The organism is Kitasatospora sp. NPDC041917 (genome assembly GCF_055589745.1).
The window spans coordinates 109,720-126,006 of the sequence record NZ_JBVJBI010000007.1 but is presented as its reverse complement, the minus strand read 5'-3'; the positions used below and the strand labels follow the sequence as shown (position 1 = coordinate 126,006).

11 protein-coding genes are annotated in these 16,287 nt (G+C 72.4%); 8 read left to right on the top strand and 3 right to left on the bottom strand.

Annotation, left to right across the window (positions count from 1 at the left end; all coding sequences use genetic code 11):
- Nucleotides 1-190 precede the first annotated feature (190 nt).
- On the bottom strand, nucleotides 191-901 hold the full coding sequence (locus ACZ6EM_RS10985) for a rhomboid-like protein (protein ID WP_401044871.1): 711 nt from the start codon (nucleotides 899-901) through the stop codon (nucleotides 191-193).
- Between the two features lie 617 nt (nucleotides 902-1,518).
- On the opposite strand from ACZ6EM_RS10985, the gene ACZ6EM_RS10980 reads away from it, so the two are divergent.
- The 7 genes from ACZ6EM_RS10980 (at nucleotide 1,519) to ACZ6EM_RS10950 (ending at nucleotide 12,157) form a co-directional block, all read left to right on the top strand.
- Nucleotides 1,519-2,256, top strand: coding sequence for a response regulator transcription factor (locus ACZ6EM_RS10980; protein WP_030057574.1), 738 nt, complete (start codon nucleotides 1,519-1,521; stop codon nucleotides 2,254-2,256).
- 93 nt (nucleotides 2,257-2,349) lie between these two features.
- Nucleotides 2,350-3,537: a sensor histidine kinase gene (locus tag ACZ6EM_RS10975; protein WP_465772254.1), complete on the top strand. Its 1,188-nt coding sequence runs from the start codon at nucleotides 2,350-2,352 to the stop codon at nucleotides 3,535-3,537.
- A gap of 233 nt (nucleotides 3,538-3,770) precedes the next feature.
- The gene (locus ACZ6EM_RS10970; RefSeq protein ID WP_387729922.1) at nucleotides 3,771-7,544 is read left to right on the top strand and encodes a multifunctional oxoglutarate decarboxylase/oxoglutarate dehydrogenase thiamine pyrophosphate-binding subunit/dihydrolipoyllysine-residue succinyltransferase subunit; all 3,774 of its coding nucleotides are present in this window, start codon (nucleotides 3,771-3,773) and stop codon (nucleotides 7,542-7,544) included.
- A 244-nt stretch (nucleotides 7,545-7,788) separates the two neighbouring features.
- Entirely contained in the window at nucleotides 7,789-9,768 is a 1,980-nt protein-coding gene (locus ACZ6EM_RS10965) for a serine/threonine-protein kinase (protein ID WP_465772253.1), read from the top strand.
- Nucleotides 9,769-9,814: 46 nt separating this feature from the next.
- Nucleotides 9,815-9,994 (top strand): DUF6104 family protein, encoded by a 180-nt coding sequence (locus ACZ6EM_RS10960; RefSeq protein WP_387695218.1) that lies wholly within the window; start codon nucleotides 9,815-9,817, stop codon nucleotides 9,992-9,994.
- A 212-nt stretch (nucleotides 9,995-10,206) separates the two neighbouring features.
- On the top strand, nucleotides 10,207-11,115 hold the full coding sequence (locus tag ACZ6EM_RS10955; protein WP_401055312.1) for a DUF4097 family beta strand repeat-containing protein: 909 nt from the start codon (nucleotides 10,207-10,209) through the stop codon (nucleotides 11,113-11,115).
- Between the two features lies 1 nt (nucleotide 11,116).
- The gene (locus ACZ6EM_RS10950) at nucleotides 11,117-12,157 is read left to right on the top strand and encodes a PadR family transcriptional regulator (protein ID WP_452180662.1); all 1,041 of its coding nucleotides are present in this window, start codon (nucleotides 11,117-11,119) and stop codon (nucleotides 12,155-12,157) included.
- A 62-nt stretch (nucleotides 12,158-12,219) separates the two neighbouring features.
- Here ACZ6EM_RS10950 and ACZ6EM_RS10945 read toward each other — a convergent pair whose 3' ends face one another.
- Both ACZ6EM_RS10945 and ACZ6EM_RS10940 read right to left on the bottom strand, forming a co-directional pair.
- Nucleotides 12,220-13,185 (bottom strand): zinc-binding dehydrogenase, encoded by a 966-nt coding sequence (locus ACZ6EM_RS10945; RefSeq protein ID WP_465772252.1) that lies wholly within the window; start codon nucleotides 13,183-13,185, stop codon nucleotides 12,220-12,222.
- 97 nt (nucleotides 13,186-13,282) lie between these two features.
- The gene (locus ACZ6EM_RS10940; RefSeq protein ID WP_452180663.1) at nucleotides 13,283-14,476 is read right to left on the bottom strand and encodes an NAD(P)-dependent malic enzyme; all 1,194 of its coding nucleotides are present in this window, start codon (nucleotides 14,474-14,476) and stop codon (nucleotides 13,283-13,285) included.
- A gap of 582 nt (nucleotides 14,477-15,058) precedes the next feature.
- Here ACZ6EM_RS10940 and ACZ6EM_RS10935 point away from each other — a divergent pair.
- Entirely contained in the window at nucleotides 15,059-15,982 is a 924-nt protein-coding gene (locus tag ACZ6EM_RS10935) for an ABC transporter substrate-binding protein (RefSeq protein WP_452180664.1), read from the top strand.
- The last annotated feature ends 305 nt before the right edge of the window (nucleotides 15,983-16,287 follow it).

Below are 16,287 nucleotides of genomic sequence, written 5' to 3'. Positions count from 1 at the left end.
CAGTGAACTTGAGTCGACCTGACTAAGGCTTGGCGGCCGCCGGATGTTCCCGGCCCTCTGTTCGCCGTGAGCGAACACGCATCGGGCCGGGAAGCCCGCGCCCGACTCCGTCAAGAGAGGGGTGGGCGCACCTCGGGGAATCCCGGCACGAGGCCCCCGGGGCCCGGACGGCCCCGGCCGGCCGGCGGCGTCAACGCGCCGTCCACACCCGCGCGGGCGCACCGCCGGCGGCCGCCGCGACGGCCGGACGCGGCCGGGGCGGGCGCCGCTCGACCCGGCGCAGCCAGCGCCACAGCGCGACCCCGGTGAGCACCGCGGCCGGGTGCCCCACCCCCGTGATCACGTCCTTGTCGGTGGCGATCTGCTGGGCGATCATCAGCCCCGCGCCGCCCAGCGCGAGCAGCCGCCCGCGCCAGGAGAGCAGCCCGGCCACCGCGCCCAGGCAGGCGAGCACGCCGTAGCTGACCCCGATGTCCAGGTGGTCCATCGCCTCGGGCGCCATCCGCCCGGTCTCCACCGCGGTGATCACCACTCCCTGGGAGAGCAGCGTGGCCGCGACGTGCCCGACCGCGAACACCGCCGCCGCCCGGGCCGGACCGACCCTGCGCTCCAGCGGGGCGAGGGTGAGGGCGAATCCCCACAGGTAGGGCATCCACACCTCGCCGGCCACCCAGAATCCGCTCAGCACAAGAGCACGCAAAGGATGCTGGAGCAGGTTGTGCCCGTCCGAGCTGGAGGCCTCCTGCAGCCGCTGGACGAGTTCCGGGTCGGCGAGCCCGGCGAAGGTCGTGGTGGCGCCCACGACGGCGAGGTACCCGAGCGTGAAGGGCGTGCTCCGGGGTGTCGGCACCCGCTCCAGCAGCCACTGGAGGACGCCGGTGCGCAGCCCGAGGCGGAGCATTCCGTAGGGCGCTCCCGCGCCTCCGCACCCGTCGGCACTCCGTCCGAGTCCCGCCATGCCGCCTCCGCTCCACGCCGCAGCCACCGGCTCCCCGCCCGGGCCCAACGTACCGGCGCGCGCCGCGGGTTCCGCCCGGTCGGGTGTTGTCGTGGCCACGGTACGTCGAGGTTCTGAGAGGCACCTGGGAAAAGCCCGTGAAGAACACCGCCGTAGCGGACGGCGGGATTCCCGACATTGGTCCAGACCTTCTCCCCCGCAACGCGGCAGCAGGGCCTCTGACCGGCGACTTGGCGTCAACTGAACTGCATACGTACCGTTACGCAGTGAAAATTCGCCGGGTAAGGTATCGGCCCGTGCCCACTCGTGCAGTGGGTCCGAGGGCGGCCCGACAGCCGGCCCACGGGCCGGAAACGTCCGGTCCACCTGCCGGGAAGCATCCGCTGTCCGTACGCTGCGAAGTGCGCGGGAGAAGTGGGCGGCCGACCATCCGTCCTCGGCTCCCGATCGCGCGACGGGACGGCGGACCCGGCACAGTCCACGACGGAACAAGACTACGAGCGGAGCCCCGCCATCCCCACAGGTGGCCGGCCCGCAGCCCTGGGGGCGGTGGCGTGACCGTGACAGAAATTCAGCAGGACAACCACAACACCGGTGGCACTGTGAGCAGCCAGCGCAGAGTCCTGGTGGTGGAGGACGAGCCCACGATCGCCGAGTCGATCGCCGCCCGGCTGGGCGCCGAGGGCTTCAAGGTCGCCGTGGCCCACGACGGCCCCGGCGCGGTCGACGGGTTCCACACCTGGCAGCCGGACCTGGTGGTCCTCGACATCATGCTGCCCGGCTTCGACGGGCTGGAGGTGTGCCGCCGGATCCAGGCCCAGCGCCCGGTGCCGGTGCTCATGCTGACCGCCCGCGACGACGAGACGGACCTGCTGGTCGGCCTCGGCGTGGGCGCGGACGACTACATGACCAAGCCGTTCTCGATGCGCGAACTGGCCGCCCGCGTCAACGTCCTGCTGCGCCGCGTCGAGCGCGCCCAGCAGGCCGCCCGCACGCCCGCACTGGGCAGCCTGCGGTTCGGCGAGCTGGAGATCGACCACGTGCAGCGCCGGGTCCGGCTGGCCTCGGGCGACGTCCACCTGACGCCGACCGAGTTCGACCTGCTCGCCTGCCTGGCCGCCCAGCCGCGCGCCGTGCTCACCCGCGAGCAGCTGCTGGCCGAGGTCTGGGACTGGACCGACGCGTCCGGCACCCGCACGGTGGACAGCCACGTCAAGGCGCTGCGCCGGAAGATCGGCGCCAGCTGGATCCGCACCGTCCACGGAGTCGGCTACGCCCTGGAGGCCCCGCTCTCCTGACGGCATCGATCGGGCGACGGGCCACCGGGGGGCCCGTGTCCGGACGACGCCGTGCCACCACGCGGGGGGACGACGCGGGGACCACAGGGGACAATGACCTTTCCACAGCAACGCAACGGGGAATCCGACGGCACGCGGCAGCAGAACCTGGCCGCCCGCGCCGCCCGCCGGGTCTGGGCCGACATCCGGCCGCTCGATCCGGTCCGCTCGATCAAGGGCAAACTCACCCTGCTCGTGATCGTCTCCGTGTTCCTGGCCACCGGGATGGTGGTCGTGGCGATCCGGTCCGAGACCCAGATCCGGATCATCATGGTCTTCTCCATGATCGCCTCGCTGCTCTTCATGCAGTTCCTCGCGCACGGGCTCACCGCCCCCCTGCGCGAGATGACGGCCGCCGCCCGCGCGATGGCCTCCGGGGACTACACCCGCCGGGTCGAGGCGGGCTCGCGCGACGAGATCGGCGAGCTGGCGGCCGCGTTCAACGCCATGGCCGCCGACCTCCAGGCCGCCGACCGGCACCGCCGGGAGCTGGTCGCCAACGTGTCGCACGAACTGCGCACGCCGATCGCCGCGCTGCGCGCCGTCCTGGAGAACGTGGTGGACGGCGTCGTCCAGCCCAATCCGGCCACCCTGGGAGCGGCGCTGGAGCAGACCGAGCGGCTCGGCCGGCTGGTCACCCACCTGCTCGACCTCTCCAAGATCGACGACGGCGTGGTCGACCTGGACGCCCGCCCCTTCGAGGTGCGCGAGTTCCTGGACGGCGTGCTGCGCGGGGTCACCGTGGACGGCGCCACGGCCGGCGGCGCCTTCTCCCGGCGCGGGGACGTCCGGCTGGCCCTGGAGGTCAGCCCCACCGGCCTGACCGGCGTGGCGGACCCGGAACGGCTCCACCAGGTGGTCGCCAACCTGGTGGACAACGCCTGCAAGCACTCCCCGCCCGGCGGCACCGTGACGGTGCGGGCGAGACCGGAGGGCGAGGAGGGCGGCCTGCTGCTGGAGGTCGAGGACGAGGGCCCCGGCATCCCGCCGGCCGACCGCACCCGGGTCTTCGACCGGTTCAGCCGCACCGGCACCGCGACCGCCGCCGGACCGGGGGCGGACGGCGGCACCGGACTGGGTCTGGCCATCGCCCGCTGGGCGGTGGACCTGCACGGCGGGCGGATCGCGGTGGCCGAGTCCCCGCGCGGCTGCCGGATCGAGGTCCGGCTGCCCGGACCGCGCCCAGGTGACGGTCGGGACATTTGTCACAGATCCGACACAGAGGCATACGAAGATCGTTAGAGGATTCGGCCGAGTTTTTGTCCGGTTTGGTCCTACTATGCCCACGGATCGGCATCGATCGGTTCCCCTCAGATACGGCTTTCTAACGCACTTTTTCAGCCAAAGTGCAGGTCAGCACTGTGATCTGGGCGACGCCTGGGCCCCGGGGACTGCGCGATCACTGGTCAGGGGCGTAGCCTTAATCCCCGCTGTCCAAACATCCCAAAAGGAAGCGGAAGAGGGCGGTTGCCGCCGTGTCGCCACAGTCCCCTGAAACCCCCAACAGCTCGGCAAGCTCCACTGGCTTCGGCCCCAATGAGTGGCTCGTCGACGAGATCTACCAGCAGTACCTCCAGGACCCGAACTCGGTCGACCGAGCCTGGTGGGACTTTTTCGCCGACTACAAGCCCGGTACCGAGGTGACCCCAGTGACCCAGGCCGCGACCCAGGCCGGCTCCGCGCCGACCCCTGCCGCTGCCCCCGCGCCCGCTGCTGCTCCGGCCGCGCCCGCCGCGGCTGCCGCTCCGGCCGCGCCCGCCGCCGCCCCGGCTGCTCCGGCCGCCCCGGCCCCGGCCGCCGCTCCGGCTCCGCTCGCCGCCGCGCCCGCCGCGCCCCCGGCTCCCAAGGCCGCCGCCCCGGCGCCGGCCGCGGCCGCCGCCACCGCCGGCCCCGAGCTGATCCAGCTGCGCGGCCCGGCGAAGGCCGTCGCCACCAACATGGACGCCTCGCTGGAGGTGCCGACCGCGACCTCGGTCCGCGCCGTGCCGGCGAAGCTGTTGATCGACAACCGCATCGTCATCAACAACCACCTGCAGCGCGCCCGCGGCGGCAAGGTCTCGTTCACCCACCTGATCGGCTACGCCCTGGTCCAGGCCATCAAGGCCGCCCCGGGCATGAACTACAGCTACAAGGTGGAGAACGGCAAGGCCTTCCTGGTCAAGCCGGAGCACGTCAACCTCGGTCTGGCCATCGACCTGGTCAAGCCGAACGGCGACCGCCAGCTGGTCGTCGCGGCCATCAAGAAGGCCGAGACGCTCGACTTCTTCGGCTTCTGGCAGGCCTACGAGGACATCGTCCGCCGGGCCCGCGCCAACAAGCTGACCATGGACGACTTCACCGGCGTCACGGTCTCGCTGACCAACCCCGGCGGCATCGGCACCGTGCACTCCGTGCCGCGCCTGATGCAGAACCAGGGCACCATCGTCGGCGTCGGCGCCATGGAGTACCCGGCCGAGTTCCAGGGCTCCGCCCCGGAGACCCTGTCCCGCCTGGGCGTCTCCAAGATCATGACGCTGACCTCGACCTACGACCACCGCGTCATCCAGGGCGCGGCGTCCGGCGAGTTCCTGCGCGAGATCCACCGCCTGCTGCTCGGCGAGAACGGTTTCTACGACGAGATCTTCGAGTCGCTGCGGATCCCGTACGAGCCGGTCCGCTGGGCGACCGACGTCGCCACCACCCACGACGACGAGGTCAACAAGACCGCCCGCGTCATGGAGCTGATCCACTCCTACCGGGTCCGCGGCCACCTGATGGCCGACACCGACCCGCTGGAGTACAAGCAGCGCAAGCACCCCGACCTGGACGTCACCACCCACGGCCTCACCCTGTGGGACCTGGAGCGCGAGTTCGCGGTCGGCGGTTTCGGCAGCCAGAAGATGATGAAGCTCCGCGACATCCTCGGCCTGCTGCGCAACACCTACTGCCGCACCGTCGGCATCGAGTACATGCACATCCAGGACCCGAAGCAGCGCAAGTGGCTGCAGGAGCGCCTGGAGAAGCCGTACGCGAAGCCCGAGCGCGAGGAGCAGCTGCGGATCCTGCGCCGGCTGAACTCGGCCGAGGCCTTCGAGACCTTCCTGCAGACCAAGTACGTCGGGCAGAAGCGCTTCTCGCTGGAGGGCGGTGAGTCGCTGATCGCGCTGCTGGACGCGACCATCGACGCCGCCGCCGAGCACCGCCTCGACGAGGCCGTCATCGGCATGGCCCACCGCGGCCGCCTGAACGTGCTCGCCAACATCGTCGGCAAGCCGTACGGCAAGATCTTCGGCGAGTTCGAGGGCAACCTCGACCCGAAGTCGATGCACGGCTCCGGTGACGTCAAGTACCACCTGGGCTCCGAGGGCACCTTCACCGGCCTGGACGGCGAGACCATCAAGGTCTCGCTCGCCGCGAACCCCTCCCACCTGGAGACGGTCGACCCGGTCGTCGAGGGCATCGCCCGCGCCAAGCAGGACATCCTGGACCAGGGCGGCACCACCTTCCCGGTGCTGCCGATCCAGATCCACGGTGACGCGGCCTTCGCCGGCCAGGGCGTCGTCGCGGAGACCCTGAACATGTCGCAGCTGCGCGGCTACCGCACCGGCGGCACCGTGCACGTCGTGGTGAACAACCAGGTCGGCTTCACCGCCGCCCCGGCGTCCTCGCGTTCCTCGATGTACTGCACCGACGTGGCGCGCATGATCGAGGCCCCGATCTTCCACGTGAACGGCGACGACCCGGAGGCCGTGGTCCGCGTCGCGCGGCTCGCCTTCGAGTTCCGCCAGGAGTTCCACAAGGACGTGGTGATCGACCTCATCTGCTACCGCCGCCGCGGTCACAACGAGGCCGACAACCCGTCGTTCACCCAGCCGCTGATGTACGACCTGATCGACAAGAAGCGCTCGGTGCGCAAGCTGTACACCGAGGGCCTGATCGGTCGCGGCGACATCACCATGGAAGAGGCGGAGCAGGCGCTCCAGGACTTCCAGGGCCAGCTGGAGAAGGTCTTCGCCGAGGTCCGCGACGCGGCCCAGGCACCGGCCGACACCACCACGGGCAAGCCGGTCGCCGACTTCCCGGTCTCCATCCGGACCGGCATCTCCCAGGAGATGGTCAAGCGGATCGCCGCCTCCCAGGTCAACCACCCGGACTGGCTGACCGTCCACCCGCGCCTGCTGCCGCAGCTCCAGCGCCGCGCCGGCTCGGTCGAGGACAACACCATCGACTGGGCGATGGGCGAGACCCTCGCCATCGGCTCGCTGCTCATGGAGGGCCACCCGGTCCGCCTGGCCGGCCAGGACAGCCGCCGCGGCACCTTCGGCCAGCGGCACGCCGTCCTGATCGACCGCAAGACCGGCGAGGACTACACCCCGCTGCAGTACCTCACCGAGGACCAGGCCCGTTACACCGTCTACGACAGCCTGCTGTCGGAGTACGCGGCCATGGGCTTCGAGTACGGCTACTCGCTGACCCGCCCGAACGCGCTGGTCATGTGGGAGGCGCAGTTCGGCGACTTCGTCAACGGCGCGCAGACCGTGGTGGACGAGTACATCGCCTCCGCCGAGCAGAAGTGGGGCCAGCACTCCGGCGTCACCCTGCTGCTGCCGCACGGCTACGAGGGCCAGGGCCCGGACCACTCGTCCGCCCGCCCGGAGCGCTTCCTCCAGCTGTGCGCGCAGAACAACATGACGGTCGCCATGCCGACCCTGCCGTCGAACTACTTCCACCTGCTGCGCTGGCAGGCGCACAACCCGCACCACAAGCCGCTGGTCGTCTTCACCCCGAAGTCGATGCTGCGTCTGAAGGCCGCGGCGAGTGCGACCGAGGAGTTCCTGTCCGGCTCGTTCCGCCCGGTCATCGGCGACTCCACCGTCGACCCGGCGCAGGTCCGCAAGGTGGTCATCACCGCCGGCAAGTTCTACTACGACCTGGCGGCCGCCCGCACCGAGCGCGGCGTCACCGACACCGCGATCGTCCGGGTCGAGCGGCTCTACCCGCTGCCGGTGGCCGAGCTCCAGGAGGAGCTGGCCCGCTACGGCGACAACGTCCAGTTCGTCTGGGCGCAGGAGGAGCCGGCCAACCAGGGCGCCTGGCCGTTCATCGCGATGAACCTGGTGGACCACCTCCAGGTCGTCATCGGCCGCACCGGCGGCGACGCCCGGCTGCGCCGGGTCGCCCGCACGGCGGCCTCGTCCCCGGCGGTCGGCTCGGCCAAGCGGCACGCCGCCGAGCAGCAGGCACTGGTCGAGGAGGTCTTCGCGCTCTGACGCGCCGAAGCCCCGCGGTCCGAACGCGCCCGTGGCCCCGTCCTCCCCTTCGGGAGGGCGGGGCCACGGGCGTTGGTGCCCGCCGCCCGTTCGGTTCCAGCTCTGCAACCAATCCGGAGCCGCCGTGCGCGGACTCCTGACGGATCGATAGGTTATGGCTCGCCGTCCGGCGACCGGGCGCCCGTCCACGCGCCCCGGCCGCCGCGGCCGTACCGCCTCACCGCTCTCCCAGGGGGATCACCGCATGACCGCCGACACGCCTCGGGACGCCGGAAAGCTTCCTCCGGTCTTCCAGCCGCTCCTCCCGGACGACCCCCGGGAGGTCGGCGGCTACCGGCTGTTCGCCCGGCTGGGCGCCGGCGGCATGGGCCGGGTCTACCTCTCCTACACCCCGGGCGGGCGCCCGGTGGCACTCAAGGTGGTGCGCCCGGAGTTCGCCGAGGACGGCGAGTTCCGCCGCCGCTTCGCCCAGGAGGTCAGCAGCGCCCAGCGCATCCACGGGCTCTACACCGCGCAGGTGATCGACTCCGGCGGCCTGGACGGCGACGCCCCCTGGCTGGTCACCGCGTACGTCCCGGGGCCGTCCCTGCAGCAGGTGGTGCGCGAGAACGGCGCCCTGCCGGTGCGCACCGTACTGCTGCTGATGGGCGGCATCGCCGAGGCCCTCCAGGCGATCCACAGCGTCGAGGTGGTCCACCGCGACCTCAAGCCCGCCAATGTGCTGGTCGCCGGGGACGGCCCGCGGGTGATCGACTTCGGCATCGCCCGGGCCGCCGACGCCACCGCGCTGACCGGCACCGGCTACCGGATCGGCTCCCCCGCCTTCATGTCCCCCGAGCAGGCCCAGGGCCGCCCGGTCACCCCGGCCACCGACGTCTTCGCGCTCGGCGCCCTGGCCGCGTACGTGGCCGGCGGCACCGCGCCGTTCGGCGACGGCCCGGACACCGCGGTGCTCTACCGGGTGGTGCACGAGGAGGCGGACCTCACCGCCGTCCCGGCCGACCTGCGCGAACTGATCCAGCGCTGCCTGGCGAAGTCCCCGGAGGACCGCCCCACGCCCGCCGAGATCATCCAGGTCGCCCGCAACCACCCGGAGGTCGGCGGCCAGCTGCGGTTCGGCGACGACTGGCTGCCGCGCGAGGTCAGCACCGAGATCACCCGCCGCTCGGACCTCCCCAGGACCCCGCCGACCCCGCTGCCGGCCGCGCCCGCCACCCCGCCGACCCCGCTGCCCGCGATGCCGGCCGTTCCCCCGCCGCCCGCCGGCGCGCCGACCCACCCGGCCACCGCGGCCCACCCGCAGCAGCCGGCGACGCCCCCGTCCGGCTTCGCGCCGCCGCCGGTCGGCTCGTACGGCGCCCCGCAGCCGCCCACCGAGTCGCCGACCGCACCGGTGCTGCCCACCCCGCCGACCGTCGGGTTCCACCGGCCGGAGCCGCCGTCCCACGACACCCCGCCGCCCGGCCCGGCGGTGACCGCCGCCCCGGCGCCCGTGCCCGCACCGGAGCCCGCGCCCGCGCCCGCGCGCAAGGGCGGGGTGTCCTGGAAGGTGCTGCTCACCGTCGCCCTGGTGATGGCGGTCGGCGGCACCGCGGGCGGTGTGGTGCTGATGAAGAAGCTGGACGACGGCAAGGCGTCGAACGCCAAGCCGGCCCCCGCGGTCACCGTCACCCAGGGCCCGGGCCCGGACCCGGCCCGGTCGGCCGCCGCCTCCCCGAGCGCCTCCACCTCCTCCTCCGGCGATTCGGTGACGGCCGCGCCCTCGAAGTCCGGCCAGAGCACCGTCTCCGCCCCGGCCCGGCCGACCGGCTACTCCCCGATGCTGGACAAGAAGTCGCTGTCGATCCCCGCCGCCGAGTACTCCAGCGACGCCTACCGGATCGACCTGAACGCGGGCACCGTGGTGCCCCGCTCCACCGACCTGAAGTGGGGTCTGGGGGTCACCAACAACGGCAGCGGCAGCAAGGCCAACGCCTTCGACACCTACGGGGACGACAAGTCGGACTTCGCGGTGATCACCGAGCCGTCCGTCACCGCCGAGCAGTGCGCCGCCGCGATCGACTCCCGGCCGGACACCGACCTCTCGTACAACCGGGTCGCCCCGGGCCGACTGCTGTGCGTCCGCGACCGGATCACCCGCAACATCGCCATCGCGGTGATCGAGCAGGCGGACCCGACCACCGGGGCCGCCAGGGTCACCGTCAGCACCTGGCGCGCGAGCTGACCCGACTATCCTGACCAGGTCAATCCCCATCGGACCGGAGCGAACCGTGTACTTCACCGACCGAGGCATCGAGGAACTGGAGAACCGGCGCGGCGAGGAGGAGGTCACCCTGGGGTGGCTGGCCGAGCAGCTGCGCGCGTTCGTCGACCTCAACCCGGACTTCGAGGTCCCGGTCGAGCGGCTGGCCACCTGGCTGGCGCGGCTCGACGACGAGGACGACGAGTGACCCGGTGACGGCCGCCGCGAGGCCCGGGAGGCAACCGCCTCCCGGGCCTCGCGCGTGTTCGGGTACGGAGCCCCGCCGTCCCCGTAGGGGAGGTCTCGGGGACGGATCGGGGTCGGGATCGGGGGCCGGCACGCTTGACTCTGCCAGCACGCGATATATCGTCTTTAAAAGAGAACGCGATACATCGCGATCCGCGACGGGAGGCGGCAGAGATGAGCCAGTGGACGGTCGAGGGCACCGAGAGGATCACCTTCGACGAGTCGGTGCGCACGCTGCACGTGCGGACCATCGAGGGCACGGTGAACGTGGTCGCGGCCGAGGGCCCGGCCCGCCTGGAGGTCACCGAGCTGGTCGGCGACCCCCTGCACGTGACCCTGGTGGACGGCGTCCTGACGGTCACCTACAAGGACATCAACAGCTGGGGCGAGTTCGGCGACTGGCTCAAGTCGGTCGGCTCGGTGAAGAACTTCTTCGGCTCCTTCAAGCGCAAGCGGATCGCCGGCGTGACCGTGACCGTCCCGGCCGACGTCGAGGTCAAGGTCGGGACCGTGTCGGCGCACGCCACCGTCAGCGGCGTCAGCGGGCACGTCTCGGTGCAGAGCGCCAACGGCGACACCACCCTCGCCGGGGTGACCGGCCGGATCGAGGCCAGTACCGTCACCGGCGACGTGGACGCCCAGGCGGTCGGCGGCCAGCTCAAGGTCAACACCGTCTCCGGGCAGCTCACCGTGATCGCCGGCACCGCCGACCGGATCCAGGCCAACACCGTCACCGGGGCCGTCACCCTGGACCTCGACGTGGCGGGTGAGACCGACGTCAAGGTCAACACCGTCAGCGGCGCGGTCGTGGTCCGGATCCCCTCGCTGGCCGACGCCACCGTCGAGGCCGGCTCCACCAGCGGCGACGTCTCCAGCACCTTCGAGGAACTCCAGATGAGCAGCACCTGGGGCGCCAAGAAGATCTCCGGCCGGCTCGGCGAGGGCCGCGGCAGCCTCAACGTCACCACCGTCTCCGGCGCGGTCACCGTGCTGCGCCGCCCCGACTCGGAGGAGGACGGCCCGGTGGTGGTCAAGGAACTCCCGGCCGGCCCCGGCACCCCGAACCTCACCAAGGAGGCCTGAGATGACCCCCGTGTTCGGCCACGGCCGGCTCCGCCTCTACCTGCTGAAGCTGCTGGACGAGGCCCCGCGGCACGGCTACGAGGTCATCCGGCTGCTGGAGGAGCGGTTCCAGGGCCTGTACGCCCCTTCGGCCGGGACGGTCTACCCGCGGCTGGCCAAGCTGGAGCAGGAGGGCCTGGTCGCCCACAGCACCGAGGGCGGCCGCAAGGTGTACCGGCTGACCGACGCCGGACGCGCCGAACTCGAAGCCCGTCAGGTCGAGTTGGAGGAGCTGGAGGTGGAGATCCACGACTCCGTGGCCCAGCTCGCCGGGGCGATCCGCGAGGACGTCCGGGACAGCGCCAAGGACCTGCGCGAGGAGCTGTGGAACGCCGCGAAGCAGGCGCCCCGGCCGGAGCGCACCGAGGGCGGGGACCCGTGGGCCGGGCCCTGGGGGGACAACGAGTCCTGGCAGCGCGCCAAGGAGGAGTTCGCCCAGTTCAAGCTGCAGGCCAAGGAGCAGGCCAAGCGCGCCCGGGAGCAGGAGAAGGCCGCCAAGGCCAAGGCGAAGGCCGCCGAGGCGGAGGCCCGCCGGCTGCGCGAGCAGGCCAAGGCCTCCCGCACCGCCGCGCAGCAGGAGGCGCTGCGGATCAAGCGGCGGGTCGAGCAGCAGGTGCGCGAGCACGCCGCGAAGGGCGACTGGCCGACCGGGCTGGCCGAGGGCCTCTCGGAGCTGACCAAGGGCCTGGCCGGGCTGGCCGACGCGGCCCGCTGGGGCCACGGTGCGCAGGAGGAGTCCACCGGGTCCGCCGAGCGGATCACCGTGTCCCGGATCGACCTGGACAAGGACGGGCCCGCCGCGGACGCCGCGGCCGACCTGCCGCCGTGGGCCCGCACCGACCCGGCCGGGGACCCGGCCCGCGAGCTGGAGCGGCTGCTCGACCGCTTCCGCGACCAGGTCCGCGACGCGGCCCGGGACGGCGGGGTGAGCGCGGACAAGCTGGCCGAGGCCCGTACGGTGCTGGGCGCCGCGGGCGAGCGGCTGAAGCGGCTGCTCGGCTGAGCCGGCGGTCCGGAGGGTGACGGCCCGGTGCCCCCGTTCGGGGGCGCCGGGCCGCCGCGGCGTCAGGGGGTGAGGACGATCTTCCCGAAGACGTCGCCCCCGGCCAGCCGGGCGAAGCCGTCCCGGGCCTCGGCCAGCGGCAGCACCGAGTCGATCACCGGCCGGACGCCGGTGTTGGCGCAGAACGCGAGCAGCCCGGCCAGCTCCTCCTTGGTGCCCATGGTCGAGCCGACCACCTTGAGCTCCAGGAAGAAGATCCGGTTCAGCTCGGTGGAGCTCGGGTTGGGGCCGGAGGTGGCCCCGGAGATGACCACGGTGCCGCCCGGGCGCAGCGACTTCACCGAGTGCGACCAGGTCGCGGCGCCGACCGTCTCCAGCACGGCGTCCACCCGTTCGGGCAGCCGGGCGCCGCTCTCGAAGGCCGCGTCGGCACCGAGCTCCACCGCCCGGGCGCGCTTGGCCTCGTCCCGTCCGGTGACCCAGACCCGCAGGCCGGCCGCCTTGCCGAGGACGATCAGCGCGGTCGCCACCCCGCCGCCCGCGCCCTGCACCAGGACGGTGTCCCCGGGCTTGACCCCGGCGTTGGTGAACAGCATCCGGTAGGCCGTCAGCCAGGCGGTGGGCAGGCAGGCGGCCTGCTCGAAGCTCAGCCCGGCGGGCTTGGGCAGCAGGTTCCAGGTGGGTACGGCCACCTTCCGGGCGAAGGTGCCCTGGTAACGCTCGGTCAGGATGGAGCGCGGCTCGGTCGGGCCGACCCCGTGGCCGCTCTGGCCGATCACGGAGTGGATGACGACCTCGTTGCCGTCCTCGTCGATCCCGGCGGCGTCGCAGCCGAGGATCATCGGCAGCCGCGCGGCGGCGGGCAGGCCGACCCCGCGCAGCGACCAGAGGTCGTGGTGGTTGAGGCTGGCGGCCCGGACGGTGACCACGCTCCAGCCGGGTCGGGCCTGCGGCTCGGGAAGCTCCCCGAGCTCCAGCCCGCTCAGCGGATCGTCGGCGTCGATGCGTGCGGCGTAGGCGGCGAACATGCCCCGGACGTTAGCCCGGTACGGCCGAGGCCGGGAAGCACGCGAGCATGTGACGCGTGTCCCGGCCTCGGAAGGCTCGGCCCCGGAAGGCTCGGCCTCAGGCCCGGGCGACGCCCTCCGCGCGGGCGGCCTCGGCGACGGCCTTGGTGACCGCCGGGGCGACCCGCTCGTCGAAGGGCGAGGGGATGACCTTCTGCGGGGTCAGCTCGTCGGCCACGACGCCGGCCAGCGCCTTGGCGGCGGCGAGCTTCATGCCCTCGGTGATCCGGGAGGCGCGGACCTGGAGGGCGCCCGCGAAGATGCCCGGGAAGGCCAGCACGTTGTTGATCTGGTTCGGGAAGTCGCTGCGGCCGGTGGCGACCACGGCGGCGTACTTGTGCGCGACCTCGGGGTGGATCTCCGGGGTGGGGTTGGCCATCGCGAAGACGAACGCGCCCTCGGCCATGGTCGCGACGACCTCCTCCGGCACGGTGCCGCCGGAGACGCCGATGAACACGTCGGCGCCGGCCAGCGCGTCGGCCAGCGAGCCCTTGAGGCCGGTTCGGTTGGTCCGCCCGGCGATCTCGGCCTTGACGTCGGTGAGGTCGCCGCGGCCCTCGTGGACGACGCCCTTGCGGTCGCAGACCGCCACGTCGCCGATGCCGGCCGCGACCAGCATCTTGGCGATGGCGATGCCGGCCGCGCCGGCACCGGAGATGACGGCCCGCAGCGAGCCGATCTCACGGCCGGTCACCTTGGCGGCGTTCCACAGGGCGGCGGTGGTGACGATCGCGGTGCCGTGCTGGTCGTCGTGGAAGACCGGGATGTCCAGGGCCTCCTGGAGCCGGCGCTCGATCTCGAAGCAGCGGGGCGCGGAGATGTCCTCCAGGTTGACGCCGCCGAACGAGGGCGCCAGCCGGACCACGGTCTCGACGATCTCGTCGACTCCGGTGCAGGCGAGCGCGATCGGCACCGCGTCCACGCCGCCGAACTGCTTGAACAGGATCGCCTTGCCCTCCATCACGGGCAGCGAGGCCTGCGGGCCGATGTCGCCGAGGCCCAGCACCGCGGTGCCGTCGGTGACCACCGCGACGGTGTTGGCCTTCCAGGTGTAGTCGTTGACCAGCTCCGGCTGCTCGGCGATGGCCGTGCAGACCCGGGCGACACCGGGGGTGTAGGCGAGGGACAGGTCGTCCGCGTCGCGCACCGGGACGGTCGCCCGGATCTCCATCTTGCCGCCGCGGTGGAGCGCGAAAACCGCGTCGACCGGATCGTCGGTGTCCTGGGTGCTGCTGATGATCTCCGCTGCCACGATGACCTCTTCGTCATTGATCTGGCGAGGACGCGCGGCCGACGGGCAGGACGACCCGGCCGGAAACCGGAAACCGGGTACGCCGAAGCGGACCCGGGGTCAGGGTCGGGGCGCTGCCGTCGGGCGGCGCCCTCGGATGAGGGTTTTATGGGGTCTTGTGTTGTCCGCGTTGTGCTTCCGGGCCGAGCGTAGGTCGGACGAAGGCATCGCACCTATGCCTTTTCGTCCTCGTCACGTGCGGTTCATCGCCGTGCCGTCGCGTCACAGGGCCCGGCGTCGGAAGCGCCGGGCACCGGCGGCGGCAACGGCATGAGCGCACGCGCACCCGCAGGAGTGAACGCAGATCCGAAGGGGAGTCGGCGCCCCGGATACGGAGCCGCGTGAGGACTTCCGTTCCCGGGCACCCCGAGCCTGTCGGGGCTCGTCGGTCTGGTTCGAGCGTTCGGGGGTCACCCGGTAACGAATTCTGACACACCCGCCGCCGGGCCCGGCAGGCCGGGATGGCAGGATCGCTTGTCCGCCATTTCGCGTACCCGCGCGACACCGTGGCGGCCGCTCGTCCCTCCCACAGGAGCCTCCCTCATGCTTCACGTCCGCCATGCCCGTCGTCCGATACCGGCCGCCGCCGCCCTGGCCACCGCCGGTGCCCTGCTGCTGACCGGCTGCGGCGGCGGGCAGGCCGCCTCGGACGACCCGGTCAAGGACCTCCGCGGCAAGCTGCCGAACGCCCAGCGGACGGCCGGGGCGCTGCGGGTCGGCATGGACGTCAACTACGCCCCGGTGGAGTACCGCGGCCCGGACGGCAAGCCGGCCGGCCTGGACCCGGAGCTCGCCGCCGCCCTGGGCCGGATCCTCGACGTGCGGGTCGAGTTCGTCGACACCCCCTTCGACAAGCTGGTGCCGAACCTCCAGGCCAAGCAGTACGACGTGGCGATGTCGGCGCTCAGCGACACCCGCCAGCGCCGCGACGCCCTGGACGAGAACGGCAAGCAGACCGGCCCCGGCGTGGACTTCGTGGACTACTTCATCGCCGGCACCTCGATCGTCGTCCCGAAGGGCAACCCCAAGGGGATCAAGGGCCTGGACGACCTGTGCGGCAGGACCGTCGCGCTCCAGCAGGGCACCACCCAGGACGAGATCGTCACCCGCCAGGTGGCCGTCTGCGCCCGGGCCGGCCGCCCGCTGACCCCCCACAAGCTGGACACCGACACCAAGGCGCTGGCCGAGGTCGCCTCCGGCGCCGCCGCGGCCGGCCTGAACGACTTCCCGGTGGCCGCCTACGCGGCGAAGACCACCGACGGCGGCGGCCGCTTCGAGGTGACCGGCGGGCAGTCCACCTCCAACCCGTACGGGATCGCGGTGCGCAAGGACGACGGGCAGCTGCGCGACGTGCTGACCAAGGCGATCGACCAGCTGATCCGCAGCGGCGAGTACGACAAGATCCTGGCCAAGTGGAACGTGAGCGCCGGCGCGGCGCAGAACGCGGTGGTCAACGGGGGCATCTGATCCGGCGGGCGACGGGCGCCGGGTGCGGCACGGACTGGTCTGCATACGTATGCGCAGGGTGACAGGGGCACGGAATAAGTCCGAATAGCGGACAGTGCGACCCCTCGTTATCCGATTTTGATCTGGATGAGGGCCACCTGACTGTCATCAGATGGCAGGATTCCCCCCATCTCGGATCGAGCCGGCCACTGGTCGAGGCCGTCCGGTCAACGTCCACCTCGGCGGAGGGTGGCGGAAGCAGTACCGCGTACGACCCCGGGCGGCTCCCCCCGCGCCCGGGAAACTGCACGACCCGGCCTGCACGT